Annotated in this window: 23 protein-coding genes; 12 read left to right on the top strand and 11 right to left on the bottom strand. The window is 72.9% G+C overall.

Annotated elements, in window-relative coordinates; translation table 11 throughout:
- The first annotated feature begins 112 nt into the window (after positions 1-112).
- Both HHX30_RS17315 and HHX30_RS17310 read left to right on the top strand, forming a co-directional pair.
- Positions 113-754: a tetratricopeptide repeat protein gene (locus tag HHX30_RS17315; protein ID WP_169982984.1), complete on the top strand. Its 642-nt coding sequence runs from the start codon at positions 113-115 to the stop codon at positions 752-754.
- A gap of 266 nt (positions 755-1,020) precedes the next feature.
- The gene (locus tag HHX30_RS17310) at positions 1,021-1,893 is read left to right on the top strand and encodes an alpha/beta fold hydrolase (RefSeq protein ID WP_169982983.1); all 873 of its coding nucleotides are present in this window, start codon (positions 1,021-1,023) and stop codon (positions 1,891-1,893) included.
- A 100-nt stretch (positions 1,894-1,993) separates the two neighbouring features.
- Here HHX30_RS17310 and HHX30_RS17305 read toward each other — a convergent pair whose 3' ends face one another.
- Genes HHX30_RS17305 through HHX30_RS17290 form a run of 3 tightly spaced genes read right to left on the bottom strand, consistent with a single transcriptional unit; the run spans position 1,994 to position 8,130 of the window.
- Positions 1,994-3,535 (bottom strand): amidohydrolase family protein, encoded by a 1,542-nt coding sequence (locus HHX30_RS17305; protein ID WP_169982982.1) that lies wholly within the window; start codon positions 3,533-3,535, stop codon positions 1,994-1,996.
- Positions 3,536-3,548: 13 nt separating this feature from the next.
- The gene (locus tag HHX30_RS40680; protein ID WP_211592132.1) at positions 3,549-7,412 is read right to left on the bottom strand and encodes a DUF4153 domain-containing protein; all 3,864 of its coding nucleotides are present in this window, start codon (positions 7,410-7,412) and stop codon (positions 3,549-3,551) included.
- A gap of 28 nt (positions 7,413-7,440) precedes the next feature.
- Entirely contained in the window at positions 7,441-8,130 is a 690-nt protein-coding gene (locus HHX30_RS17290; RefSeq protein WP_169982981.1) for a response regulator transcription factor, read from the bottom strand.
- A gap of 97 nt (positions 8,131-8,227) precedes the next feature.
- On the opposite strand from HHX30_RS17290, the gene HHX30_RS17285 reads away from it, so the two are divergent.
- From HHX30_RS17285 to HHX30_RS17275, 3 genes are all read left to right on the top strand, one after another.
- Positions 8,228-9,112 (top strand): arylamine N-acetyltransferase, encoded by an 885-nt coding sequence (locus HHX30_RS17285; protein WP_311922515.1) that lies wholly within the window; start codon positions 8,228-8,230, stop codon positions 9,110-9,112.
- Positions 9,113-9,263: 151 nt separating this feature from the next.
- The gene (locus HHX30_RS17280) at positions 9,264-9,857 is read left to right on the top strand and encodes a hemerythrin domain-containing protein (protein WP_249350140.1); all 594 of its coding nucleotides are present in this window, start codon (positions 9,264-9,266) and stop codon (positions 9,855-9,857) included.
- Between the two features lie 394 nt (positions 9,858-10,251).
- Positions 10,252-10,446, top strand: a complete 195-nt coding sequence (locus tag HHX30_RS17275) for a hypothetical protein (protein WP_169982980.1) — start codon at positions 10,252-10,254, stop codon at positions 10,444-10,446.
- A gap of 190 nt (positions 10,447-10,636) precedes the next feature.
- Here HHX30_RS17275 and HHX30_RS17270 read toward each other — a convergent pair whose 3' ends face one another.
- On the bottom strand, positions 10,637-10,948 hold the full coding sequence (locus tag HHX30_RS17270; protein ID WP_169982979.1) for a DUF3817 domain-containing protein: 312 nt from the start codon (positions 10,946-10,948) through the stop codon (positions 10,637-10,639).
- 84 nt (positions 10,949-11,032) lie between these two features.
- A complete protein-coding gene (locus HHX30_RS17265; RefSeq protein WP_169982978.1) occupies positions 11,033-11,836 on the bottom strand; it encodes an SURF1 family protein in 804 nt (267 codons plus the stop codon).
- Positions 11,837-11,986: 150 nt separating this feature from the next.
- Here HHX30_RS17265 and HHX30_RS17260 point away from each other — a divergent pair, with 150 nt between their 5' ends.
- Together HHX30_RS17260 and HHX30_RS17255 are read left to right on the top strand one after the other, a co-directional pair.
- Entirely contained in the window at positions 11,987-12,160 is a 174-nt protein-coding gene (locus HHX30_RS17260) for a hypothetical protein (RefSeq protein ID WP_169982977.1), read from the top strand.
- Positions 12,161-12,453: 293 nt separating this feature from the next.
- Positions 12,454-13,917 (top strand): NAD(P)/FAD-dependent oxidoreductase, encoded by a 1,464-nt coding sequence (locus tag HHX30_RS17255; RefSeq protein ID WP_169982976.1) that lies wholly within the window; start codon positions 12,454-12,456, stop codon positions 13,915-13,917.
- A 17-nt stretch (positions 13,918-13,934) separates the two neighbouring features.
- Here HHX30_RS17255 and ggt read toward each other — a convergent pair whose 3' ends face one another.
- The gene (gene ggt, locus HHX30_RS17250) at positions 13,935-15,710 is read right to left on the bottom strand and encodes a gamma-glutamyltransferase (protein WP_169982975.1); all 1,776 of its coding nucleotides are present in this window, start codon (positions 15,708-15,710) and stop codon (positions 13,935-13,937) included.
- A gap of 308 nt (positions 15,711-16,018) precedes the next feature.
- On the opposite strand from ggt, the gene HHX30_RS17245 reads away from it, so the two are divergent.
- Together HHX30_RS17245 and HHX30_RS17240 are read left to right on the top strand one after the other, a co-directional pair.
- Positions 16,019-17,176, top strand: a complete 1,158-nt coding sequence (locus HHX30_RS17245; RefSeq protein WP_311922514.1) for a sensor histidine kinase — start codon at positions 16,019-16,021, stop codon at positions 17,174-17,176.
- On the top strand, positions 17,173-17,835 hold the full coding sequence (locus HHX30_RS17240; RefSeq protein WP_169982974.1) for a response regulator transcription factor: 663 nt from the start codon (positions 17,173-17,175) through the stop codon (positions 17,833-17,835). The genes HHX30_RS17245 and HHX30_RS17240 overlap by 4 nt, the downstream gene beginning before the upstream one ends.
- On the opposite strand, the gene HHX30_RS17235 is transcribed toward HHX30_RS17240, so the two are convergent.
- Positions 17,830-18,276 carry a MarR family winged helix-turn-helix transcriptional regulator gene (locus tag HHX30_RS17235; protein WP_169982973.1) on the bottom strand — a complete coding sequence of 149 codons (447 nt, stop codon included), beginning with the start codon at positions 18,274-18,276 and terminating at the stop codon, positions 17,830-17,832. The genes HHX30_RS17240 and HHX30_RS17235 overlap by 6 nt on opposite strands.
- 115 nt (positions 18,277-18,391) lie before the next feature.
- On the opposite strand from HHX30_RS17235, the gene HHX30_RS17230 reads away from it, so the two are divergent.
- Positions 18,392-19,306: an alpha/beta hydrolase gene (locus HHX30_RS17230; RefSeq protein WP_169982972.1), complete on the top strand. Its 915-nt coding sequence runs from the start codon at positions 18,392-18,394 to the stop codon at positions 19,304-19,306.
- A 146-nt stretch (positions 19,307-19,452) separates the two neighbouring features.
- On the opposite strand, the gene HHX30_RS17225 is transcribed toward HHX30_RS17230, so the two are convergent.
- The 3 genes from HHX30_RS17225 to HHX30_RS17215 are packed head-to-tail and all read right to left on the bottom strand — an operon-like array spanning position 19,453 to position 22,246.
- Positions 19,453-20,271: a MerR family transcriptional regulator gene (locus HHX30_RS17225; protein WP_169982971.1), complete on the bottom strand. Its 819-nt coding sequence runs from the start codon at positions 20,269-20,271 to the stop codon at positions 19,453-19,455.
- Positions 20,272-20,292: 21 nt separating this feature from the next.
- Positions 20,293-21,582, bottom strand: coding sequence for an anhydro-N-acetylmuramic acid kinase (locus tag HHX30_RS17220; protein WP_169982970.1), 1,290 nt, complete (start codon positions 21,580-21,582; stop codon positions 20,293-20,295).
- A gap of 19 nt (positions 21,583-21,601) precedes the next feature.
- On the bottom strand, positions 21,602-22,246 hold the full coding sequence (locus HHX30_RS17215; protein ID WP_169982969.1) for a TetR/AcrR family transcriptional regulator: 645 nt from the start codon (positions 22,244-22,246) through the stop codon (positions 21,602-21,604).
- A gap of 82 nt (positions 22,247-22,328) precedes the next feature.
- Between HHX30_RS17215 and HHX30_RS17210 the strand changes: the two genes are divergently transcribed.
- On the top strand, positions 22,329-23,042 hold the full coding sequence (locus HHX30_RS17210; protein WP_311922513.1) for a carboxymuconolactone decarboxylase family protein: 714 nt from the start codon (positions 22,329-22,331) through the stop codon (positions 23,040-23,042).
- Positions 23,043-23,114: 72 nt separating this feature from the next.
- Here the strand turns inward: HHX30_RS17210 and HHX30_RS17205 are convergent, their stop codons facing one another.
- Entirely contained in the window at positions 23,115-23,987 is an 873-nt protein-coding gene (locus HHX30_RS17205) for an aldo/keto reductase family oxidoreductase (RefSeq protein ID WP_169982967.1), read from the bottom strand.
- A gap of 132 nt (positions 23,988-24,119) precedes the next feature.
- Between HHX30_RS17205 and HHX30_RS17200 the strand changes: the two genes are divergently transcribed.
- The gene (locus HHX30_RS17200; RefSeq protein WP_169982966.1) at positions 24,120-24,563 is read left to right on the top strand and encodes a helix-turn-helix domain-containing protein; all 444 of its coding nucleotides are present in this window, start codon (positions 24,120-24,122) and stop codon (positions 24,561-24,563) included.
- Positions 24,564-24,615 lie beyond the last annotated feature (52 nt).

Here is a 24,615-nt window from a genome sequence, read left to right as displayed (position 1 = left end):
CCGTCCGGAGCAGCGGCGCACGAACTGGAACGCGCCGAATCGTCGTAGGGGATCGCTACAGTGCCGTCCGGCAGTGCGCACGAGTTCCGCGACGATCACGGATGGGACCGAAATGAGCGAGGATCCACGACTCGCACGGGCCGGCGCTCTCTATGAGCAGGCGGTCTTCGGCGGCGACGCCTCGGGTCTTCCCGAGGCCGAACGGGGGTTGGACGCAGTGGAGGCCGACCTCGCCCTGGCCCGCGGCCGGGTCGCCCATGCGCGGTTCCTGGAGGACCGCGAGGAGGACCCCCGCGAGCTCGAGCTGTTCGAGCGGGCCGCCGATCTCTACCGGCGGCTCGGCGACGTACGCGGCGAGGGCGAGGCGCTCTTCTGGGTCGGCTGTTTCCACCAGGTCGTGCGGCGTGACGACGAGGCGGCCGGGGCTCCGTTGCGGCGGTCGCACGAGCTCGCGGCGGCGGCCGGCGACACGCTGACGATGTCCTACGCGCTCAGGCATCTGGGCATCGCCGAGCACGTGGCCGGGCGGCTGGAGGCGGCGCGGGAACGGCTGGAGGAGTCGGTGCGGCTGCGCCGGGAGATCGGTTTCCTGCCGGGTGTCGCCGCCAACCTGGTCGGGCTGGCCCACATCGCCGCCGCGGAGAACCGCCGGGACCACGCCATGCGGCTGCTCGACGAGGCGGCCGACCTCGCGGAGGCGAGCGGGGCCCGGGGCATCGCCCGGCACGTGGAACAGGCGCGCACCGCCCTGTGAGCACGGACCTGTGACCACGGACCTGTGACCACGGACCTGTGACCACGGACCTGTGACCACGGGCCGGCCGGACGGCCCGGCGGCCGGTGGGTCGCGCCGCACGCCGGGCGGTCCCGCCGAATGACCATCGTTCGATGACATGTTCGAGATAAGGTGTGATGGCCGTCACAGGGGAGTCCGACCGGGCCCATCCCCAGCGCCGGCGGGCTTCACGTTCCGCAGGCGGATCGAGCAGACAGATCACCCGTGTCGAGGAGGAACCACCCATGACCGAGCCCAAGACCTACACCCTCGAGGTGCCCGGCTGCGTTCTGCACTACGACGTGCGCGAGGCCGAGGAAACGACGGAGCCGGCTCTGCTGCTGATCGGATCACCGATGGACGCCGCCGGATTCGCCGCCCTGGCGCGGCACTTCCCGGACCGTACGGTGGTGACCTACGACCCGCGCGGGAGCGGGCGGAGCACGCGGACCGGCGACGCCGGGGAGTCGACGCCCGAACTGCACGCCGACGACCTGCACCGGCTGATCGACGCGGTCGGAGGCGGACCGGTGGACATCTTCGCCAGCAGCGGAGGCGCGGTCAACAGCCTCGCGCTGGTGACCCGGCATCCGGAGCAGGTGCGCACGCTCGTGGCGCACGAGCCCCCGACCGCCCAGGTGCTGCCGGACCGGGAGCAGGCGCTGGCCGCCGTGGCCGACATCCGCCGGACGTACGACCGGGAGGGTTTCGGCCCGGCGATGGTGAAGTTCTTCGCGATCGTGGGTCACCAGGGCGAGATCCCGGCGGACTTCGCCGACCAGCCCCGGCCGAACCCGGCCGAGTTCGGGCTGCCGGCGGAGGACGACGGTTCGCGGGACGACGTGATGTTCGCGCAGAACCTGATCACCTGCACGCACTACGAGCCCGACTTCGAGGCGCTGCGCGCGGCCCCGACCCGCGTCGTCCTCGGCGTGGGCATCGAGTCGGAGGGACAGCTGGCCAGCCGCGCGGGCACGGCGATCGCCGAGCGGCTCGGCGGCAAGCCCGTGACCTTCCCGAGCAACCACGGCGGGTTCCTCGACGACACGTACGGCGTGCCGGGCGACCCGGACAACTTCGCCGTCACGCTGCGCCAGGTCCTGACCGAGCAGGCGTAGGCGGCCACGCTGCGCCAGGTCCTCACCGAGCAGGCGCAGGCGACCCAGGAGCGCAGGCGGCCACGCTGCGCCGGGTTCTCGTCGAGCAGGCGTAGACGGCTCAGGGGCGCAGGGCGCGGCCGGGGGTGGCCCCGGTGAGTGCGCCGCCGCGCAGCACCGGCACGCCGCCGACGAGCACGTCGTCCACGCCCACGGCGAGCGACCGGGGCTCGTCGTAGGTCGCCGTGTCCGCCACCGTGGCCGGGTCGACGACGATCAGGTCCGCGACCTGGCCGGCACGTACGAGGCCGCGGTCGGGCAGCCGGAAGCGGCGCGCCGGGTGGGAGGCCAGGTGCACGGCGGCCTGTTCCCAGGTGAGGTCGCCGAGCTCGCGCACGTGCCGGCCGAGGTAGCGGGCGAACGCGCCGAAGCCGCGCGGGTGCGGATGGCCGCCCACGTAGATGCCGTCGGAGCCGCCGGTGTGGGCGGGGTGGCGCATGACCGCCCGCACCGACTCCTCCCCCGCCGGTCCCTCGTCGGGGCGCGCCCGCACGCAGCCCGCCTCGAGCCGGGTCTCGGCCAGCAGCACCCGGCAGAACTCCGCCGCCGTCGCGCCGTACTCCGCCGCGGCGGCGGGCAGGGTCATCCCCTCGGCCCACTCGAAGCCGGGGGCGTGCGAGAGCGTGATACGCGGCCACAGGTCGTCGCGATCCGCCCACTCCGCGGCGAGACGTTCGCGTTCCGAGGACAGCATCGCCACGGCCCGGCCGGGATCGGCGGCGGGCACCCACGGCGGCAGCGTCACCATCGCCAGGATCGTGCTGGCGCGCAGGTAGGGATAGGTGTCGAAGGTCAGGTCGACGTCCTGCCGCCGGGCGTCCTCGACCAGCGGCAGCAGGGTGGACGCCGGGCCGTGGAGATGCGAGACGTGCACGGCCGCCCCGGACCGCCGGGCGATCTCCACGACCTCCGCCACCCCCACCGGAGCCGACGCCCCGTAGGCGCGCATGTGGGTCACGTACGGCAGGCCGCCCAGCGGCGCGCACAAGGCGGCCAGCTCGGCGGCGTCGGCGTACCGGCCGGGGGCGTACTCCAGGCCCGACGACAGGCCGGCCGCCCCTTCGGACAGGCCGGTCTCGACCCTGCGGAGCATGGACCGCGTCTCATCCTCGTCCGCGGCCCGCTCCGCGGGACCCATCACGTCGAACCGGATCGTCGCGTGCGGGAGCAGGTAGACGGTGTTGAGCGCGGTCCTGCCGTCGTATCCGGCGAGCAGGTCGGCGACGCTCACCGGCCCGTCCACGTGCGGGTGCGCGCCGTTGACCGCCGCGAAGTAGCGGCTCGCGTACGCGAAGGCGGCCGGGGTGGTGGCCGGTGCGAACGACAGGCCGTCCTGCCCGAGCACGAAGGTCGTGACCCCCTGCCGCAGCGCGGCGTGCTGCACGAGAGGGTCGAACACGACGGCGTCGCCGTGCGCGTGGCAGTCGACGAGCCCCGGCAGCACGTGCCTGCCCGCCGCGTCGATCCGGACACGGGCCTCGGCCGGGTCGAGGCGGCCCACCGCCTCGACCCGGCCCCCGCGCACGCCGACGTCGGCGCGGAACGCGGGGGCTCCGGTCCCGTCCACGACACGGCCGCCGCTGATCAGCACATCGAAGGTCACGTTCCCGATTAGATCAGTCGTACGGTCCGGGCACACGCGACGAAGCGGGGCAGTCGTCGGGCCGCACGACGGGCCTGCGCTCCAGCACCTCACGGGCGCGGGCGCGGGCGAGGTTCCAGCCGTTCCAGGGGTCCGGCTCGCGGAGGCCGTTGACCGCGACCACGTCGCTCAGCACGCAGCTGCGGTCCGGTTCGGGCAGGCGGTCCAGGATCGGCACGGCCTCCGCCCCGAGATCGCCCAGGTAGCCGTGGTCGAGCCGCTCGACGCCCCGGATCGTGAGCTGGGTCTCGGCCACCCGCGCGTCGGGGTCCCAGACCGCGAACGCCAGCAGCGACACCCCGGTGAGCAGCACGAGCCCCCGGAAGAACCAGGACGTGCCGCCGCCGAACAGCCGCACCGCCCCGGCCGCGAGCACCAGCACGAACACCGCGCCGAGCCACCAGATCGTCGCCACCACCGAGGCCCGCAGCCGCGACAGGCCGTACGCGTCGGTGTAGAGGCCGATGCGATGCAGCGCCGAGGCGAGGATGACCAGCGTGAACGCGCACAGCAGGCCGAGCAGCACGGCGAGCACCCAGCGGTCGGCCCGGCCGCGCAGGCGCAGCAGGGCGACCGCGGCGGCCACGACGCCGAGCACGAAGAGACTGACCGTGACGAGTTCGAAGAAGCCCGACCTCGCGTACTCCGCGTAGGTGAGCCCCGCCGTCGACAGCACCCTGCGGCTTCCGCCGAACAGCACCGTGATCTGCACGGTCACGAACGCCGCGAACAGCAGGTTCAGCCCGGCCAGCGGGATCACCCACACCTGGCGCCCGAGGGACATCCGCAGGTCGGGCGCGGCGGGCTCGGCCACCGGGCGCAGGCCCACCAGCACCGCCGCCGCGGCCAGCACCGCGAACACGCAGAACACGAAGACCCGGTACGGCAGGCTCTGCGCCCATTCCGGCGTCCGCAGCAGGTCGCTGAGGAAGGCCGAGAAGACGGCGTCGGCGGAGGAGAACAGCAGGCCGAAGACGGCCAGCAGCACGACGGTCACGGCGGCGCTGACCAGCGTGGGCAGCATCCGCCGCCGCCGCGCCAGGGTACGGATCGGCCCGGCCAGGAACCACGGCGTCGGCAGCGCCGCGAGCGCCACCGAGATCCCTCCCCTGATCACGGCGAGCCAGCCCCGGCCACCGCCCGACAGCGCGAGGGATCCCACTCCGAACGCGGCCAGCAGCACCGGCCCGACCAGCCACTCGGCGTCGCGGAAGAGCGCCACGGAGACCAGCGCGTACGCCAGGAGGCCGAAGGCCAGGGTCCACGGGGTGACCCGGCCGCGGCGGAGCGGCAGCACCGCGGGGAACGCCGCCGCCCCCAACGCGACCGCCGTCAGTACGAGGCCCAGCCCCGCCGACGTGTAGGGCAGGGTCACGGCGGCGACCAGGCCCGCCGCGGCGGCGGCCGGTAGCAGCCAGCGGGGGGCCTCCGGCAGGTCCGGCCTCGGGAACAGCGGCGGCGGCACGTAGGCGGGCGGCGGGGGATACCGCCCCGGCGCGTGCGCGCCGGGCACGGGGGGCACCGGCGGCATGGACGGCGTGAACGGCATTGACGGCACGGACGCCTCCGGGGAGACCTGCCGCGGCTGCGCGTGCCCCTGGACACGCGGGCCCGCCGGGTTCTCCGGAGGAGTGCCCCCCGGCGTGGCGGGAACCGGAGGCGGCGAGACGCTCACGCTGTGGACGGCCGCGGCCACGGTGGGGACGGACGATCCCGGTGGCCCCGGACGCGAACCGGGTTCGGTGCTCATGGTGACCGCCACCGGCACGGATGCCCCCTCGGGGGAACCGGACGCCGGCACGGCGGAACCGGACACGGTGCCTGTCGCGGGCGTGGGCCGGGTGGTGTACCACGGCGGCGGGGGCGCGCTCGCGGCCGTCGCCGCGGCCCGCCGGGCCGTCGACGAGCCGCGCGCCGCTCCCACGATCGCCCCGACGGCGGTGAACAGCGCCAAAGAGACGATGCCCAGGCTCCCCACGCCGAGGAAGACCGGGGCGATCAGCCCGGCGAGGAATCCCGCGAACATGCCGACGCCCGCCCCGAGAGCCGCCCGCGCCACCTGCCCGGCAGGGTCGTAGGGCACCCCGGCCCGCGGTGCGAACACCTGCCCCGGCACACCGGCGCCTCCGGCCGATGGAACCGGGTACGGCTGGTCCGCCCGGGTGCGGACGAGTCCCTGCCGCCGGGGATCCTCCCGGTCCTCGCCGCCGTCGCTGCCGGCGATGCCGTCCGGGGAGATGCCGAGGTCCCCCGCCCGATCGTGACCGGTCTCCGCGGTCCCGGTCCGCCGAGGCGGAGCCGGGGCCTCGCGGGAGGGCTCGAAGCTCTCCACCTGCCGCTCCCCGGATCGCCCATCACCGTCGGCGGTCACGGGCGAGGACGGCCACGCGTCCTCGCCCCGCGTGCCGAGGGCGTCCCCGTCACCCGTGCCGTCGCCGGAGGGGCGGTGCTCCCCTGCGCCGAGGTGACCGGCTTCGGCGCGTCCGGGCGGCGAAGAGACGCCGGCGGCCCGGAGAGGCTCCGGGCTCTCCGTGTGGCCGGCCTCGGGGCGCTCGTCCTCCTCGGCTCGCGCCCGGCCACCACGGGTTGCTTCGTGGGGGTGACCGTCCGCGTCTTCGCTTCCGGATGACCCTCCGGCCGCGGTGGCGCCGGCCCGGGCCGGGCCGATCCCGGCGGCTGCGGGTGAACCGACGACGTCGCCGTCGTGTCGTCCGGCGGTGTGACCTCCGCCCGCCTCGATTTCCATGTTCCCCCTTCGTTCGCCGACGTGGACGGGTCCGTCCACGCTCTCCCCCGCCGCCGGCTCCCCCTGACGCGGCAGCGCCACGACCATCCGGCACCCCGGGGCCGTCCCCCGGCCTCTCCCCGCGGGCCGTCTCGCGACCGGGAGCGGGTCCGCCACCGAGATCGACCCGCCGTGCAGCTCGACGATCTCCTTGGCGATGGCCAGCCCGAGCCCGGCCCCGCCCGCGTCGGCGGCCCGCCCGGCGTCGAGGCGCGAGAAGCGCTCGAACACCCGGGCCCGCTCCGCCGGCGGGATGCCGGGGCCCTCGTCGGTGACGCCGATCTCCAGATTCGGCCCGGCGGCCCGCGCCTCCACCCGGACCGTGCCGCCGGACGGGCTGTGCCGTACGGCGTTGTCGAGCAGGTTGGCCAGCACCTGGGCGAGCAGGGCCGCGTCGGCCGACAGCGCCGTCCCCGGTGGGACGGCGCTCACCACCGTCACGTCGTCGCGCGCGAGAGCCGCCTCCGAGACGGCCTGGCGGCACAGCGACGCCAGGTCCAGCTCCTCCGGCTCGATCAGCCGCGCCCCCGAGTCGAGCCGCGACAGGTCGAGGAGCTGGGCCACCAGGCGGCCGAGCCGCTGCGTCTGGGCGAGGGCCGTGCCCAGGGTGTCGAGGTCGGGCGGCGTGACGCCGTCCACGACGTTCTCCAGCACGGCCTGCAGGCCGGTGATGGGCGTGCGCAGCTCGTGGCTGACGTTGGCCACCAGCTCGCGCCGTTGCCGGTCGACCTCGGCGAGGTCGGCCGCCATGGCGTTGAACGCCCGTGCCAGCTCCCCCACCTCGTCGCGGGACGTCGCCGTCACGCGCAGGCCGTACCGGCCCTTGGCGATCGTCTGCGCGGCGGCGGCCATCTCGCGCAGCGGCCGGATCATGCCGCGGGCGAGGAGCTGCACCATGATCAGCGCGAGCACGACGGCGATCGCGATCCTGAGATCCCTGGACAGGCCGGAGTTGATGCCGACCTCGTTGACGACGAACGCCGCGACCACGGCGAGCACGATCACGATGCCGAGCTTGACCTTGATCCGGCCGAGGAAGTCGAGCGGCCTCATCGCCTGGCTTTCTCCGTTGCGGTGCGCGTCACGGACGGACGAGCGCGTATCCAACACCATGGACGGTACGGACGACCTCCGGGCCGAGCTTGCGGCGCAGCGCGCGGACGTGGCTGTCCACGGTCCGGGTCGCGGCGGCCTCGGAGAAGCCCCAGATGTCCGACAGCAGCCGCTCGCGCTCGAATACGTGGCCGGGCCGCTCGGCGAGACGCCGCAGCAGGTCGAACTCGGTCCGGGTGAGCTGGGCCTCGGTCCCCCGGACGAACACGCGGCGCTCGGCCGTGTTGATCTCGACGTCGCCGATCCTGATCACCGTGTCCTCGTGGGCCAGCAGGCTCGCCCGCTCCACCCGCCGCAGCAGCGCGTGGATCCTCGCGACGAGCTCCCGCATGCTGAACGGCTTCGTGATGTAGTCGTCGGCGCCCACGCCCAGACCGACCAGCACATCGGTCTCCTCGCCGAGCGCGGTGAGCATGAGCACCGGAACCGGCCGGGCCGCCTGCATCCTGCGGCACACCTCGAGCCCGTCCAGGCCCGGCAGCAGCCGGTCGAGGACGACGACGTCGGGCTCCGCCTTCGCGTAGGCCGCGAGCGCCGCCTCGCCGTCGCTCACGACGCGGACGTCGAAGCCCTCCGCCACGAGCCGGAGCCGTACGGCGTTGGCGATGGTGTCGTCGTCCTCGACGACGAGGACACGGCGTTGCTGCGGGGTTGCCATGCACGGAAGCGTAGATCCCCCCTGTGCAGAGCTGCCGTCCGGAAATGTGCAGATCCCGTGCACCGGAAACGTCGGCCGCCCGCGCTAGCGTGGCCATGTGGATCGGACGCTGCATGCGGAGGACTACCTGCGACGGCTCGGCCTGCGGTCGAGCGGCCCGCCGAGTGCTGAGGAGCTGTTCCGGCTCCAGGCGGCGCACGTCGAGCGGGTTCCGTACGAGAACCTGGAGATCTGGCTGGGCCGGCCGACCACGATCGACCCGGCCGAGTCGTGGCGGCGGATCATGCGCGGACGCGGCGGATACTGCTGCCACCTGAACGGCGCGTTCTCGGTGCTCCTGCGGCTGCTGGGCTACGCGGTCACGCCGCACTTCGGCGGCGTCCAGGGCACGCCCGAGGAGCCCGCCGGGGCCACGGGCAACCACCTGGCCCTGACGGTGAGCGGCCTGCCGACGGACGCCAATCCCGGCGGGCGGTGGCTGGTCGACGCCGGGCTGGGCGACGCGATCCACGAGCCGATCCCGCTGGTCGAGGGCGTCTACCGGCAGGGCCCGTTCCGGTACGCCCTGCGCCGGTCGGAGGCCGAGCCGGGCGGCTGGCGGTTCGACCACGATCCGCGCGGCAGCTTCAGCGGCATGGACTTCCGTCCGGGACCGACGGAGATGGGCGCCTTCCAGACCACACACGAATGGCTGTCCACATCCCCCGAGTCGGGATTCGTCCGGGTCGCGTCCGTGCAGCGGCGCGACGCGGCCGGGGTCGACCTGCTCAGGGGGCTCGTGCTCACGCGCGTCGGTCTCCCGCCCACCGGAGGCGGGCCGGACGCCTCGGTGACGCTGGAGCGCCGGGAGGACTACTTCGCCGCGCTCTCGGACGTCTACGGCATGACGCTGGACGACGTCTCCGCCGCGGAGAAGGACGCGCTGTGGTCCCGGCTACTCGCCGCCCACGAGGAGTGGCTGGCCGCCCGGCAGTCCGCCTGAGCCGGGGACGGCGCCCCGCCCGCACGATCCACGCCGGGTGCGCGCCCGTCCCACAAGGCCGTGTCAAGCGCCCTCGCGCACCGAATCCGCAGGTCATGGGTTTCGCTCCCGGGTTACGGGTAGCCCCGATATGACCAGGAAGGAGGCGCTAATGGACCGCCAGTCAAGGCCGGAGACCATGCGGGAGAACGACGTGATCGATCTCCTGATCCACCAGCACGCTCTCATCCGGGAGCTGTTCGACGAGGTCGACAGGTGCCAAGGGGAGGAGCGCAAGGAGGCCTTCAGCCGCCTCGTCCGCCTGCTCGCCGTTCACGAGACGGCGGAGGAGGAGATCGTCCACCCCTACGCGCGGCGCAAGCTGGTCGGCGGCGACACGATCGTGGACAACCGTCTGCAGGAGGAGGAAGAGGCGAAGGAACTGCTCAGCCGCCTCGACGACATGGACGTGACGACGGCGGAGTTCTCCCGGGAACTGGAGAGACTGCGGGCCGCCGTGTTCGCCCACGCCGCCGCCGAGGAGCGCTACGAGTTCTCCGAGCTCAAGGCGAGCACGTCGGAGGCCGAGCGCAAGGCCATGGGCGTGGGCGTCAAGGCCGTCGAGGCGATGGCACCCACGCACCCGCACCCCGGGGTCGAGTCGGCGACCGCGAACATCCTGATCGGGACGCCGATCGCGATCATGGATCGTGCCCGCGACCTGATCCGCAAGGCGATGGGCAAGCAGGAGTCCGGCGAAGGCTGATTTCCGGGCGTTCCGCCGCAGGGGGCGCGGCGGAACCGCCGGGGCCGGGGTCCGTGCCTCCGGACCGGAATCCCGGCCCACGTGAGTGCGCGGCCGGGGCCGTCCGGGGCGCGCCCTCTGCACCGACCCGCGCCGCGGCGCCGGATGGGAGACGATCAGTCCTTCCCCGGCGCCGCGGCGCGGTCGCCTCAGCGGGGGGCCAGGGCCGATGCTCCGGTCGCCACGGCCCGGGACCACCACACGCGGCACGCCTCGGCGACGGCGTCGTTCGACGGACGACGAGGCCGTGCGTTTCCTCCCGGCGGCCGTTCGCGGAACTCGGCCCGGACTTCGGACGTTCTCCCAGCGACGCGGGACGACGCCCCGCGCGGGACCCGACACGAAAGGCCTGACGATGTCGCCACTGGGCAAGTACTACGTGGGCGCGGCGGTGGTGGCCGTGCTGGTCTTCATCCTTCCGGTGCCGGCGCTCCTGGCCTGGCTGATCGCGATCGGCGCGCTGGGAGCGCCGATCGTCGCCTACTTCATGCTGGACGAGTCACAGCGGGCACGGCTGCGGCGCATCCGCCGGCGCCAGATCGGCGGCTGAGCGGCCTGTCCCACTGAGCAACTGTTCTACTGGGCAGCTGTTCTACTGGGCGGCTGCTCTACTGAGCGGCCTGCTCCAGACCTCGCGCACACCCCCGGCCGGGCGCCGTCACGGCGCCCGGCCGGTCGCGTTCAGGAGCCGGTGTTCAACGAGCCGGTGTCCAACGAGCCGGTGTCCAACGAGGCGGCGCTCACGAGGCGGTCGCGATCCTCCTGCGGACCCGGTCGGTGACGTTCCGCTCCAGGACGAACGACAGAAACGGGATCGTGCCCGCGACGAGCACGAGCAACAGGTAGCCGACCGACCAGCGGGCCTTGATCAGGCCCAGGTTGATCGCGGCCACCAGATAGACCATGTACAGGAAGCCGTGGATCGGCCCGACGACCGCGACCATCGTGTTGTTGTCGAAACCGTACTTGACGACCATGCCGGCACACAGCACGAGCAGCATCACGCCGACGATGTAGGCCATGACGCGGTAGAAGTTGAGCGCGGATTCCACGTCGATCAATACCTCTGCTGGGTGCTGGGGAAACGGTCACCACACGATATCCGTGCGAGGCGGCGGTCCGGGCTCCAGGGCCCGTCAGGCCTCGGCGTGCGCGGCGGGCCCGGCCGGCTCCGCCTCCCGCCGCTCCTCCCGGTTCCGCCGCCCGCGCAGGGCATCGCGGACGAAGTGGAACCACATGTACACGGCGAACAGCGCGAAGATCCACCACTGGAGGGCGTAAGCCAGGTTCCGCCAGGTGAAGCCGCCGCCCTGGGTCGGCGCGGACACGGCCACCGGCGTCGCGCGGGACGGCGGCTCCTGGGCGGTCACGACGACGAACCCGTCCCGCACCCGCGCGTCCGGCCACACGTTGATCAGCTCCGCCGTCGACACGGTCGCCACCTGGCCGCGCGGCAGGTTGCCGCTGCGCATCACGTCGTCGGTCTGCTCGGCCGGCCGCAGCCGTCCGGTCACCGTGACGGCGCCCTCGGGCACGGCCGCGGCGGGGTCGGCCGCCGTCGCGACCCAGCCGCGTACGACGGGGACGACCGTGCCGTCGGCGAGCCGCAGCGGGGTGAGCAGCCAGAATCCGCCCCCCCGGGCCGCCCTGCCGCCGGGGGCGTCGACGTCGGCGACCCGATCGGCCACCAGCAACTGGTTCGCGGCGTCGAAGGTCCCCGTGGCGGTCACTTTGCGGCTGATCGCGGCACCGCTGACGTGCCGGCCCACCTGGGTCAGTTCGGTGACGGCGACGGGCGCCGGGTCGGGGGCCCGCCGTGGGGCGCCCGACGCCTCGAAGACGCCGAGTTGCCAGCGGCCGAGGAAGGTGAAGGACACGAGCACCCCGATGACCAGCAGGTGCAGGGCCACCAGCCGGGGAGCCAGGAGGGTGCGGAGCATGGATACAACGCTATCCGCCGGTCGCACCGGTCCGGTATTCGCGCCGGTGTCACGGGCGACGGCGAGGAGGAGCCGCAAGTCAGCGCCACCAGAGGGCAAAATCCGACAAATCACAGCCGGGGCACATCGTGTGTCGCTAGAGTCTTGGTCATGTCCGACCCTCAGATCGACCCGGCCGGAAACACCCAGGCTTTCCGTGCCTTCGCGCAGCAGCAGGACACGGCGGCTTCCAGCGAGCAGCCGTCCCGCCTGCCGATTTGGATCGCCGTCGGCGCGGCGGTCGTCGTGATCCTCGCTGTGGTGGCCTACCTCCTGGTTCGCTGACATACCTGTACCAGCCGCCGACGACCGCGCCCGTCGGCGGCTTTGTCATGCCCGCGCGCCCCATCCAGGCGAACGGCCGGCCCGAAAACCGCCCGATGCGGCGTAAGGTGACGGAGAGCCACAAACGTCCCCACAACGGCCAAGTGCCTTCTCCGGCCGTCACCGGATAGGCGCCACCACCGCGGGCTTAAGCCGGACTGTGCTGCTGGACTGTGTTGCTGGGCTGTGCTGCTAGACCCCGGCGTATGGACGCGAATATATTGGACGAAGTTCCAATAGGACGGGGAGGACGCATGCCCAGTCCGGGCGTCACGATCATCGGTTCCGGGTTCGCCGGGCTCTGCATGGCCATCAAGCTGAAGGAGGCCGGCTACCACGACTTCGTGATCCTGGAGAAGGCCGGCGAGCTCGGCGGCACCTGGCGGGACAACACCTATCCCGGTTGCGCCTGCGACGTCCCCTCGCCGCTGTACTCCTTCTCGTTCGAGCTCAACCACGGCTGGTCGCGGCTGTTCTCCCCTCAGGAGGAGATCTGGGACTACATGCGGGCCTGCGCCCGCAAGTACGGCCTGGAGCCCCACCTGCGGTTCGGCACCGAGGTCTGCGGGCTGGAGTACGACGACGAGCGGGCCCTGTGGCGAGTGTCGACCGGCGACGGGGAGACCTTCGAGACCCACGCCGTCGTGTCCGGCATCGGCGCCCTGCACGTGCCGTCGCTCCCCGAGATCCCCGGCCGTGAGCGCTTCACCGGCACCGCGTTCCACTCCGCCCGGTGGGACCACTCCGCGGACCTGAACGGCAGGCGCGTCGCGGTCGTCGGCACCGGCGCGTCGGCGGTCCAGTTCGTCCCGGTCGTCGCCGAGCAGGCGAGCCGGCTCACCGTCTTCCAGCGCACCCCGCCGTGGATCCAGCCCAAGCCGGACCTGCCGATCGACGGGCGGCTGAAGCGGGCCATGGAGACGCCGGTCGGCGCCCGCCTGCTGCGCGACGCCGTCTACTGGCTGCTGGAGACCCGGGCCGTGGGCTTCACGATCAGCCCCCGGCTGATGAAGGCCCACCAGGCGTTGGCCGAGCGGCACCTGGCCCGGCAGGTGCCCGACCCCGCGCTGCGCGCGAAGCTGACGCCCGACTACACCATCGGCTGCAAGCGCATCCTGCAGTCCAGCGACTACTATCCCGCGCTGACCAGGGACAACGTCGAGCTGATCACCGACCGGATCACCGAGATCAGGGAGCGGTCGGTCGTGGACGCCGCGGGGCGCGAGCACGAGGTCGACGTGATCGTGTACGGCACGGGCTTCCGGGTGGTCGACTCCCTCAACGAGCAGCGGATCGTCGGCAGGAGCGGCGTCAAGATCCAGGACGCGTGGCGCGACGGCATCGAGGCCTACCACGGCGTCACCACCGCCGGCTTCCCCAACCTGTTCTTCCTGCTCGGCCCCAACACCGGCCTCGCGCACACCTCGGTCGTCTTCATGATCGAATCGCAGGTCCGGTACGTCATGGACTGCCTGCGGCTGCTGTCGAAGACCAAGGCGAAGGCCCTGGACGTACGGCCGTCGGCGCAGCGGGCCTACAACGACCGCCTGCAGCGGCGGCTCGACCGGCTGGTCTGGAGCGAGGGCGGCTGCACCAGCTGGTATCTGGACGAGCACGGCAAGAACCGCACGCTCTGGCCTGGCTTCACCTTCGAGTACTGGGCACGCACCCGGAAGGTGAAGCCGGAGGCCTACGAGCTCATCGGCGCCCGAGGCTGACTAGAGGGCTGACCTGATCAGCGACGTGTGCTGACCACGAGGGCGCTGCCTCCGCCGCGCCGCGCGGGCTCGGCGACCGCCTGGACACGGCCGTTCCGCAGGAACTCCAGGCCGGTCGCCGCGCCGATCTCCCCCGCCGGCGGCCCGGGGACGTCCGTCAGCGTGTGACCGAGCGCGGTCAGCTCCGCGCCGTACCGCTCGGTGAACGCGGGCTCGGCCTGGGTGGCGGCGGTGTTGCGCTGCGAGGCGCGGGGCGCGGCCACGGCCTCCGGGAGCGACATGCCGAAGTCGAGCCGGTTCACCAGGATCTGCAGCACGGTCGTGATGATCGTCGCGCCGCCGGGTGAGCCGACGGCGAGCAGCGGCCTGCCGTCCTTGAGCACGATGGTGGGGGCCATGGACGACCTCGGGCGCTTGCCGGGCGCGGGCAGGTTCGGGTCGCCCGGCGCCGGGCCGAAGGTGAAGTCGGTCAGCTCGTTGTTGAGCAGGATGCCCCGGCCGGGCACCACGATGCCGCTGCCGCCCGTCTGCTCGATCGTGATGTTGTAGGCCGCCACGTCGCCCCAGCGGTCGGTCACCACGAGGTGGGTGGTCTCCGGCCCCTCCTTCTTCTCCTCGGGCGCCGAGGCCGCCGGAGCCGCGGAGGCGCACGAGGAGTAGGACCCGTCGGGCGACCCGGGCGCGGCGGGGTGCGCCATCGCCCGCGGGCCGGTCAGGCAGGCGCGCTCCTTGGCGAACCCGTCGGAGAGCAGCTGATCCAGCGGCACGTCCACGTACGCCGGGTCGCCGACGTAGGCGTTGCGGTCGGCGAAGGCGAGCCGGGACGCCTCCAGGTATTCGTGCAGGCCGACCTTCGGGAGGGCCTCCAGGATCTTCAGCGCCTCCCCCACGGTCGATCCGCCGGACGACGGCGGCGCCATGCCGTACACGTCGAGGCCCTTGTACGTGACCTTGGTGGGCGGCCGTTCGAGCGCCCGGTAAGCCGTAAGGTCGGAGACCTCCATCAGGCCGGTCCTGACGTTCCTGGCGGCCCCCTGGCGCACCGGCGGCTTCTTCACCGTGGCGACGATCTCCTGCCCGAGCGCGCCGCCGTACAACCAGGCCGGGCCGCGGATGCCCAGCTCACGGTAGGTGCGCGCGAGGTCGGGGTTACGGAAGACCGAGCCGACCGGCGGCGGCTGCCCGCCCGGCAGGTAGAGCGAGGCGGTCGAGGTGAAGTCGGCGAAGCGGCCGGCGTTCTGCTGCGTCTGGTCGTGGAACGTCTGGTCGACGACGAAGCCCTTCTCGGCGATCTCGATCGCGGGGCGCAGCGCCTGCCGCAGCGGCATCGTGCCGTACCGGCGCAGCGCCATGTCCCACTGCGCCACGCTGCCCGGGACGCCGACCGACAGCCCGCTGGTGACGGCCTCGTCGAACGGGATGCCCTCGAACGCCGTCGAGGTCATCGCCCGCGGGGCGGTCTCCCGCCCGTCGATCGTGGTCACCTTCCGCCTGCGGGCGTCGTAGTAGACGATGAAGCCGCCCCCGGCCAGCCCGGCCGAGTAGGGCTCGGTCACGCCCAGCGCCGCCGCCCCCGCCACCGCCGCGTCCATCGCGTTGCCGCCCTGGCGCAGCACCGAGAGCGCGGCCTTGCTCGCGTCGAGGTCCACGGTCGCCACGGCCCCGCCGTACCCTTCCGCGACCGGCCGCTTGACCTCCTGCGGAGGTGGAGGATGCACGTCGGCCCGGGCGGGCGGGGCGAGGAGGCCCGCCAGCGTGACCAGTCCCAGCGAAGTGACGACGACGCTCCTCATGCCTGGCACCTCCACCACACGCGCGATCAGTCCAGCATGACTCACGGAGGTCAGAATCGCTGCGAGATTGTCCGCATTTGGACGTCCGGCCACTGCGCGGCCGGCCTGAGGAACGGGACTGAGGAGTGAGCGGGGAAACGAGCCGCCGTTCGCGGGAATGATGTTCGTCTCGCAGTGCCGACCACGATGAGGCAGGGCGACGGGCGACACGGGGAGACCAGGCGAGCGGAACATACTCCGTCCGTCGTACGACCGACTGCGGCGGCCGGCGGATGCGGCCGCCTGCGGCGATGGCCTAGCGTGCGGGTGTGCGCCCCGGTTCCGCGTTGTATCACCGCATCGATCCCGTCCTGCCGGTCATCGTCGGGATCGCCCAGGTGTTCCTGTCGATGGGCGCCCAATACTGGCAGCTGCGCAATCCCGACCTCGGGCGGGTGCCGCTGACATGGTGGGGTTACGCGCTGCTGCTGGTGGGGGCGTTCGCGATCGCGCTGCGCCGCCGGTACCCGGTCGCCGCGCTGACCGTCACGCTGACGGCGACCTCGGTCTACATGCTGTTCGACTACGCGTACGGGCCCGTGTTCCTCAGCCCGATCATCGTGATTTTCAACGCGGTGCTGTCCGGGCACCGCCGCGCGGCGTGGCTGTCGTCGACGGCGTTCTTCCTGTTCGTGGTCGCCTACGCCACCTGGCTCATCCCCCATCAGGCGAGTCTCTTCCACCACACCGCCGTCGCGGCGTACCTGCTGCTCACGCTGACCGTCGCGGAGTTCTACCGCGTGCGCCGCGAGCGCCTCGCCGAACGCGAGCGGGTCGAGCGGGAGGAGGCCAGGCGGCAGGCGAGCGAGGAACGACTGACCATGGCCCAGGAGCTGCACGACGTGCTCGCCCACAACATCTCGCTGATCCACGTCCAGGCGTCCACCGCACTGCACCTGCTGGACGACCACCCCGAGCAGGCCCGCACCGCGCTGAGCACGATCAAGCAGGCGTCCAAGGACGTGCTGACCGAGATGCGCGGCGTGCTCGACCTGCTCAGGGACGGCGCGCCGCGCTCCCCCACCGCCGGGATGGCCCACCTGGCCGACCTGACCGGGCGCAGCGGCCTGCCGGTCACGCTGGAGGTCGCCGGGCGGGAACGCCCGCTGCCCGCGAGCGTCGACCGGGCCGGCTACCGGATCGTCCAGGAGTCGCTGACGAACGTCTCGCGCCACGCGCCCGGTTCGCGGGTGACCGTCCGCGTCGCGTACGCGCCGGAGGAGCTGGTCGTGGCGGTCGAGGACGACGGCGCGGGCGCGGCACGGGCCGAGACAAGCCTGGGCGGCGGCAACGGCATCCCCGGCATGCGGGAGCGGGCCGCCGCGCTCGGTGGGTCGCTGACGGCCGGCCCCCGGCCGGGCGGCGGCTTCCAGGTGCAGGCCCGCCTCCCCCTCCCCCCATCCGCCGGACAGAAGGAGCCGAATTGATACGCGTCCTGCTCGCCGACGACCAGGCGCTGGTACGGGCCGGGTTCCGGGCCCTGCTCGACGCGCAGGAGGGCATGACCGTCGTGGGCGAGGCCGGGGACGGCGAGCAGGCCGTCCAGCTCACCCGGGACCTGCGCCCCGACGTCGTGCTGATGGACATCCGCATGCCCGGCACCGACGGACTCACGGCCACCCGCCGCATCGGGGACGACCCCGCCCTCACCGACGTGAAGATCGTCATGCTCACCACGTTCGAGCTGGACGAGTACGTCTTTGAGGCCCTGCGCGGCGGCGCGAGCGGCTTCCTGGTCAAGGACACCGAGCCGGCCGAGCTGATCCAGGCCGTCCGGGTGGTGGCCTCCGGCGACGCGCTGCTGTCCCCCGGCGTGACGCGCAGGCTCATCGCCGAGTACGTCGCCCGCGCCAAGGAGCCGGGCATCGCGACCAGCCTCGACGCGCTGACCGATCGGGAGCGGGAGGTGCTCGCGCTCGTGGGCACCGGCATGACGAACGACGAGATCGCCACCCGGCTCTACATGTCCCCGGCGACGGCCAAGACCCACGTGAGCCGGACGATGACCAAGCTCCACGCCCGCGACCGGGCCCAGCTCGTGGTCATCGCGTACGAGTCGGGCCTGGTCAAGCCCGGCTGGCTATGAGGACCCGTCCTGAGGGCGCTCCTCCAGCACCGCGCGCAGGGCGGCGAGCGTCACGGCGGTCCGGGCGAGGTCGGCGGCGGGGACGGTGGCCGTGCGGGCGGCCAGCTCGTCCGCGACGGTGGGGCGTGCGGCGGCCAGGATCCGTGCGCCCTCCGGCGTGAGGCTGAGCACGGAGGACCGCCGGTCCTCCGGATGTGCCGCACGCACGCACCAGCCCGCGCTCTCGAGCCGGTCGACCGCCTTGCTCACGGCACCGACGGTGATGCCCACCTCGCGCACGATGTCGAGCACCCGGCACCCGGGGCGGCGGTCGATGATCTCCAGGAACTCGAACTGACCCAGGCTGACGCCGTGCTCGGCGCGCAGCCGGTCGCTCACCGCGTTGTACAGCCGGGTCTCCACGCGGACGAGGTCGACGAACAGGCGAGTGACATCCGTCACAGATACCGCTTTCATGGATTCCAAGGAATCATCTTCTCTGGAATCAGGTTGAGGGGTCACACAAGTGCATTACAAGTAATGCATTCTCTCACCCTCGATCCCCATGGAGGTCCGGATGACCCGCAAGCAGCGTGAGGCCGTCGACGCCCTGCACCGCAACGCTCCCGTCCACCCGAACCCGACGCTGGCGGAGCAGCGCGCCGGATTCGCCGGCGCCCTGTCCCGGCCCCGGCCCGACGACGTCGCGGTGCGCGAGACGGTGCTCGGCGGCCGTCCCGCGCTCGACCTGACACCGGCCACCGCCACCGGTCGCGGGCGGCTGCTCTATCTCCACGGAGGCGGCTACGTCGTGGGGTCGCCCGGCACGCACACGGGGATCACCGCCCAGTTGGCGTCTCGTGCCCGGCTGCGCACGACGTCGCTGGACTACCGGCTGGCCCCCGAACACCCCTTCCCCGCAGCGGTGGACGACGGTCTCGCCGCCTACCGGGCACTGCTCGACGAGGGCGTACGACCGGAGGAACTGGTGCTCGCCGGAGACTCCGCCGGTGGCGGGCTCGCCGTCGCCACCCTGGTCGCGGCCCGCGACGCCGGCCTGCCTCAGCCGGCGGGCGCGGTCGTCTTCTCCCCGTGGGTCGATCTGACACTCGGCGGGCAGAGCATGAGCACGAAGAAGGAGGCCGACCCGATCTTCACCCCGGAGGCGATCCAGGCGTTCGCCACCCACTACCTGGCCGGCCAGGACCCCGCCCACCCACTGGCGAGTCCCGTGTTCGCCGACCTGCGGGGCCTGTCCCCGTTGCTGGTACAGGCCGGCTCGAACGAACTCCTGCTGGACGACGCCGTCCGGCTCGCCGCACGCGCCGCCGCGGACGACGTGGACGTCACGCTGCGGGTCTGGGCGCAGGTGCCGCACGTGTTCCAGAACCACTTCGGCCACCTCGACGAGGCCGACGAGGCGCTCGACGAGGCCGCCCGCTTCCTGTCCGTACGGGTGGAGGCCGGGCACGAGACACCTGGAGTGGGCTGACGTCCGGGCCCGACGGCGCCGCAGCGGGCCGCCGGGGCGCGCGGACCGGCGGTTCCACCGGCCCGCGGCGGCCCGGGCCGGCGGAACCGAGGGGGTGGCCTCGATCCGCGCCGACGTACGTGGAAGGCGGCCTTCACGTGGCCCTTCTAGCCGGCGAGCGGCTCCTGGAGTTCGGTGACCCACCGGGCGGGGTCCTCCCCGGCCTCCAGGTAGAGCTCCCTGGCGTACCCGGCGGAGCGGTCACCGCCGTCGGCGATCCACTGCGCCAGCGTCTGCGCGGTCGGGAGGACGTCGTCCATCGGCCCCCGGTGCACGATCGTGGCCGCCCGTTCGATCGCGGGCAGGTCCACGACCGCGAAGTCGTGACCGTCCTCCGGCGCCACCGCGACCGGCATCGCGGCGTGCGCGAGGATGCCGTCGCCGCCGGGGACGTCCTCGTAGTAGGCGATCCCCGGCCCCACCGGGGTCACCCCGGCCTCGGCCAGCCTGCGGCACAACTCGTCGAACAGCGGACCCACGACCGGGCTGATGTCCTCGGGCTCGTAGCTGCGCGCCACGGCGCTCAGCTCGGCCACCCGGACGGCCGGGATGCGCTTGACCACCACGTCGTCGGTGTTCATGTGTCCCTCACTCTCGATCGTCCGGAGCCTCGCCTCGACCTGGGCCAGCCGTGCCGTCGCGGCGGCCATCGCCGCCTCCAGCTCCGCCTGCCGCAACCGCAGCATCCCCCGCAGTTCCTCGGCGCTCACCCGCTCGTCCAGGACTTCCCGCACCTGGCGGAGCGTGAAGCCCAGGTCCTTGAGCGCGGTGATCCGGTTGAGCCGGGCGAGCTGGCCCGCCTCGTAGAACCGGTAGCCGCTCGCGGGATCGACGTGGGCCGGGCGGAGCAGCCCGATCGCGTCGTAGTGGCGCAGCATGCGGACCGACACGCGGCCGTGCCTGGCGAAGTCTCCGATGGTGAACATGGTGTGGCCGATTCCAGCGCCTCACACCGTGTCAGGGTCAACAGTGCCCATGCGGATGCTCCGAGGCGGCGCGTCCAGCGGTCCGGGCAGCCGCAACGGGCCGCGCCCGGGGGTGATCGTGCCGAGCACCCGCGATCCGGACGCGCCGGTGCAGGCGGGCACCGTGCCGGGCAGGCCGTGCGCGGTCAGCCAGCCGAGGTAGGAGAACGCGATCGCCTCCTTCGCGTCCGAGGGCACGCCGAGGTCGTCGCTCGGCAGCAGCCGCGCACCTGCGACCCGCTCGCGTAGGGCGCGCATCAGGGCCGGGTTGCGCACCCCGCCGCCGGACACGACCACCGTGCCGAGCCGGTGCCGCCGGATCTCGGCCGCGACCGTCTCGGCGGTGAGCGCCGCGAGCGTCGCCAGCAGATCCGGCAGCCCCAGCGCGTACGGCCCGGCCACCCGTTCCAGGTAGCCCGCGTGGAACAGCTCCTTGCCCGTCGTCTTGGGCGGCGCCCGGTGGTAGTAGGGCTCGGCGAGCAACTCGGCCAGCAGCCCCTCGTGCACCCTCCCCGCCGCCGCCAGCCTGCCGTCCTCGTCGTACGGCCTGCCGGTGGCGTCGAGCACCGCCGCGTCCAGCAGCGCCGAGGCCGGGCCGGTGTCGTAGGCGAGCGGCGGCTCGCCGGCCGTGGGAGCCACAGTGAGGTTGGCGATGCCGCCGAGGTTGAGGGCGCCCGCGCGACCGGGCGAAGCAGCCGGCCCGCGCGATCCGGGCAGCCCCCGCGGCCCCTGCGGCTCAGGGGGTTCGGTGGGCTCGTGCAGATCAGGGGGTTCCGGCGGCTCGAGCGAGCCGTGCGGCTCGGAGGGCTCGCGCAATCCGGCGAGCAGCGGCAGGTCGAAGGCGGACACGAGCGGCGCGCCCTGTCCTCCGGCCGCCACGTCGCGCACCCGCAGGTCCGACACGACCGGGACGCCGAGACGTTCGGCTATCCAGGCGGGCTGGCCGAGCTGGAGCGTCCCGCGCACACGCCCCTCCTCGACCCAGTGATACAGCGTCTGCCCGTGCGAGCAGACGAGGTCGGCGGCCGGGCAGCCCGCCGCCGCCTCGGCGAACGCCTGTCCGACGAGCGTGTCGAGACGGCAGACCTCACCCATGTCCGTACGGTTCGGCGGCAGCGCGGCGACGATCGCGGCCCGCAGGCCGGGCGGGTACGGCACCGTGCCGGTGTGCTCCACGACGCCGGTGAGCAGGTCGCCGTCCGCCGACCAGCGGACGAGTGCGCAGTCGATCCCGTCGTGGGAGGTCCCCGAGATCAGCCCGAGCACGCGCATGCCCACCTCGCGAGAACTGCTAGCCGGCTCTCGGCGGAAGGCCGACGAGCTTGGTGAGGAATCGGTCGATCTGCTCCTCCGCGGGCGGCCAGGGCAGGTCGGGCTCGTTGATCCGCTGCGACAACATGCCGTTCACGGCGGTGCGCAGGTCGATGGCGACCGTGGCGGCGTCGTCGCGCGGGACGATCCCGGCGTCCATGCAGCGCTGGACCGCCTCCGTGGTCCTGGCCACCAGCACCTCCTTGAACGGCATGCCGAGCCGGCGGTGGACCGCGCTCTCGTGCAGCACCTTGTACAGGCCCGGATGTTCGTGTGCCCAGGCGGCCTGCGCGAGGATGCGCGCCCGCAGCCGCCCCGCGGGGTCCTCCTGCGCCGCGTCGGCCTCGTCGCCGGCCCGCACCAGTTCCTCGTGGCAGCGCCGCAGCACCGCGAGCACGAGCGCGTCACGGTCGGGAAAGTGCAGGTAGACCGAGGTGGCCGCGATCGACACCTCGCGCGCCACGGCCCGCAGCGACAGCGCCTCGTCGTCGGCGAGGTCGTCGAGCATCCGCATGGCCGCCGCGACGATCTCCTCGCGCAGCCGCTCGCCCTGCCCGCGCGCGTTCGGACGGCGGCGGGCGGCGGGAGTCGGGGGCCCGGTTGTCGGAGTCGGGGTGGCTTCCATGACCGGCCCATTGTACGAGGAGGGTCATCACGCTACAGTCGTAGCGCTACAGCCGTTCACAAAGGGAGCGAATCCTGTGTCCGTGGAAACTCCGACCGACTTCGACGTGATCACCGGGCTGGACCCGGTGTTCGCCCAGATGGCCGCCGCCAGCGTCGGGCACTGCTGGGCGGTGCCCGAGCTGTCCGACCGCGAGAAGGTCTTCCTGGCCCTGGTGGCGGACGTCTGCCAGCCGGCCCTCGGCCTGCCGTTCGAGACGCACGTCCGCGAGGGCCTGCGGCGCGGCCTGTCCACCGCGGACATGCGGGCGCTGCTGCGCCTGATCTCCTACGACAGCGGGTACGCCGCCGCGCTGGCCGCACTGGAGCGGCTCACCGAGATCGAGGCCGCGGCCGGGCTGCCCCGCCCGGACGCCGAGTCACTGCCCCGGGAACTGGTGGAGACCGGCCCCGGCGCCGCGCCGACCCCGCTGCCCGAGCCGGTGCGTGCCGAGCTGAGCGGGCTCGACCCGTACTTCCTGGAGTACTTCGACCTGCAGTCGCGCATGCGGGGTGTCCAGGGGCCGGGCACGTTGAGCGTCCGCGAGCGGGCGTTCATGACGATGAGCGTCGACGTGCACTACCAGACGCTGGACGAGACGTTCCGCATCCACGTGGGCCGCGCCCTCGGGGCCGGCGCGTCACACGAGGACGTGCGCGCCGTGCTGCGCTTCAACGCGCAGTTCGGGGCGACACGGGCATGGCAGGCGTGGAAGGCGCTCAACGCCTGCCTCGCCGAGCCCGCTCCCGCCCGCTGATCCCGTACGCCCCGGCCCGCACCGCCTGACCGTACGGGCCGGCAGAACGGGCGCGACCGATAGAGCGGGCTCTCAGCGGCCGATCTTGTCCAGTTCGGCGAGGTCCTCGTCGGAGAGCGAGAGTCCCGCGCCTGCGACGTTCTCGCGCAGGTGCGCCACCGACGAGGTGCCGGGGATCAGCAGGATGTTCGGCGACCGCCGCAGCAGCCAGGCCAGGGCGACGGACATCGGCGTCGCGTCCAGCCGGGCCGCCACGGCCGACAGCGCCGAGGACTGCAGCGGGCTGAAGCCGCCGAGCGGGAAGAAGGGCACGTAGGCGATGCCCTGCTCGGCGAGCTCGTCGATCAGCTCGCCGTCCTGACGGTGGGCGAGGTTGTACATGTTCTGCACGCACACGATCGGCGCGATCGAGCGTGCCTCGGCGACCTGCTCCGCCGTCGCGTTGCTGACGCCGAGGTGGCGGATCAGGCCCTGCCGCTGAAGGTCGACGAGCGTCTCGAACGCCTCGGCGAGCGAGCCGGGCCGGGGGCCCTGGGCGTCGCCGAGCCGGAGGTTGACCACGTCCAGCGTCTGGAGGCCGAGAGCTTCGAGGTTCTCGTGGACGGCGCGGCGCAGGTCTTCGGGCCGGCGGGCCGGGGGCCAGCCTCCCTGCTCGTCGCGGATCGCGCCGACCTTGGTCACGATGTGCAGCGAGTCGGAGTACGGGTGCAGCGCTTCCCGGATCAGCTGGTTGGTGACGCGCGGCCCGTAGGCGTCGGCGGTGTCGATATGGGTGATGCCGATGTCGACGGCCTCGCGCAGGACGGCCAGCGCGCCGTCACGATCGGCGGGCGGGCCCATGACCCCGGGGCCGGCGAGCTGCATGGCGCCGTAGCCGAACCGGGTGACGGTCAGGTCGCCCAGAGTCCAGGTGCCGCCGGGAAGCGAAATGGAGAGCGTGCTCATGCCTCTGTCTTTCGTGGTGAGCGGAATGGTGGTGCCTCTCGGCCCCCCTGCTGCAGTATGGATAGGCAACTTCCTGACGGGAAGTACGCACTTCGGAGTGCGTAGGGCACCCCCGGGTTAGAGGAGCGGTCGATGGCGACGATGACGGCGGCCCAGAAGAGGGAGCAGGCCAAGGCGGAATATGACGCTTTCCTGGCGGCGTGTCCAAGCCGCAAGCTGCTCGACCGAATCTCCGACAAATGGGTCACGCTGGTCCTGGCCGCGCTGGGCGGCGACAGCGCGCGTCAGCGAGGCGCCGACTGCGGCGGTGAGCCCCGGCCGATGCGCTACTCCGAACTGTCCCGCCTGCTCGCCGGCGTCAGCCAGAAGATGCTCACCCAGACGCTGCGCTCCCTTGAGCGTGACGGTCTGATCACGCGCACCGCGACGCCGACCGTGCCCGTCACGGTCACCTACGAGCTGACCGACCTCGGTCTGTCTCTGCACCAGATGATGCGCGGCCTCAAAACCTGGGCCGAGGCGCACATGGACGACGTGCTCGCCAACCGGGCGACGTACGACACCCGCACGGCCTGACAGCCCGTACACCGCCCGGCAGTCCGGACACCGCCTGACAGCCCGGACACCG

The sequence above is a fragment of the Microbispora sp. H10836 genome, assembly GCF_012999525.1.
Taxonomy (GTDB): domain Bacteria; phylum Actinomycetota; class Actinomycetes; order Streptosporangiales; family Streptosporangiaceae; genus Microbispora.
The sequence above is the reverse complement of the archived record's forward strand: the minus strand, read 5'-3'. Positions and strand labels throughout refer to the sequence as shown.

Bases quoted from the DNA above. Each gene is read 5' to 3' on its own strand.
- HHX30_RS17220 (WP_169982970.1), bottom strand. From the start codon at position 21,582: ATGCGCGTGCTCGGGCTGATCTCGGGGACCTCCCACGACGGGATCGAC.
- HHX30_RS17215 (WP_169982969.1), bottom strand. From the start codon at position 22,246: ATGGAAGCCACCCCGACTCCGACAACCGGGCCCCCGACTCCCGCCGCC.
- ggt (WP_169982975.1), bottom strand. From the start codon at position 15,710: ATGAGGAGCGTCGTCGTCACTTCGCTGGGACTGGTCACGCTGGCGGGC.
- HHX30_RS17290 (WP_169982981.1), bottom strand. From the start codon at position 8,130: ATGGCAACCCCGCAGCAACGCCGTGTCCTCGTCGTCGAGGACGACGAC.
- HHX30_RS17275 (WP_169982980.1), top strand. From the start codon at position 10,252: ATGTCGCCACTGGGCAAGTACTACGTGGGCGCGGCGGTGGTGGCCGTG.
- HHX30_RS17225 (WP_169982971.1), bottom strand. From the start codon at position 20,271: ATGTTCACCATCGGAGACTTCGCCAGGCACGGCCGCGTGTCGGTCCGC.
- HHX30_RS17230 (WP_169982972.1), top strand. From the start codon at position 18,392: ATGACCCGCAAGCAGCGTGAGGCCGTCGACGCCCTGCACCGCAACGCT.
- HHX30_RS17315 (WP_169982984.1), top strand. From the start codon at position 113: ATGAGCGAGGATCCACGACTCGCACGGGCCGGCGCTCTCTATGAGCAG.
- HHX30_RS17255 (WP_169982976.1), top strand. From the start codon at position 12,454: ATGCCCAGTCCGGGCGTCACGATCATCGGTTCCGGGTTCGCCGGGCTC.
- HHX30_RS40680 (WP_211592132.1), bottom strand. From the start codon at position 7,412: ATGAGGCCGCTCGACTTCCTCGGCCGGATCAAGGTCAAGCTCGGCATC.
- HHX30_RS17200 (WP_169982966.1), top strand. From the start codon at position 24,120: ATGGCGACGATGACGGCGGCCCAGAAGAGGGAGCAGGCCAAGGCGGAA.
- HHX30_RS17310 (WP_169982983.1), top strand. From the start codon at position 1,021: ATGACCGAGCCCAAGACCTACACCCTCGAGGTGCCCGGCTGCGTTCTG.
- HHX30_RS17205 (WP_169982967.1), bottom strand. From the start codon at position 23,987: ATGAGCACGCTCTCCATTTCGCTTCCCGGCGGCACCTGGACTCTGGGC.
- HHX30_RS17260 (WP_169982977.1), top strand. From the start codon at position 11,987: ATGTCCGACCCTCAGATCGACCCGGCCGGAAACACCCAGGCTTTCCGT.
- HHX30_RS17265 (WP_169982978.1), bottom strand. From the start codon at position 11,836: ATGCTCCGCACCCTCCTGGCTCCCCGGCTGGTGGCCCTGCACCTGCTG.
- HHX30_RS17280 (WP_249350140.1), top strand. From the start codon at position 9,264: ATGGACCGCCAGTCAAGGCCGGAGACCATGCGGGAGAACGACGTGATC.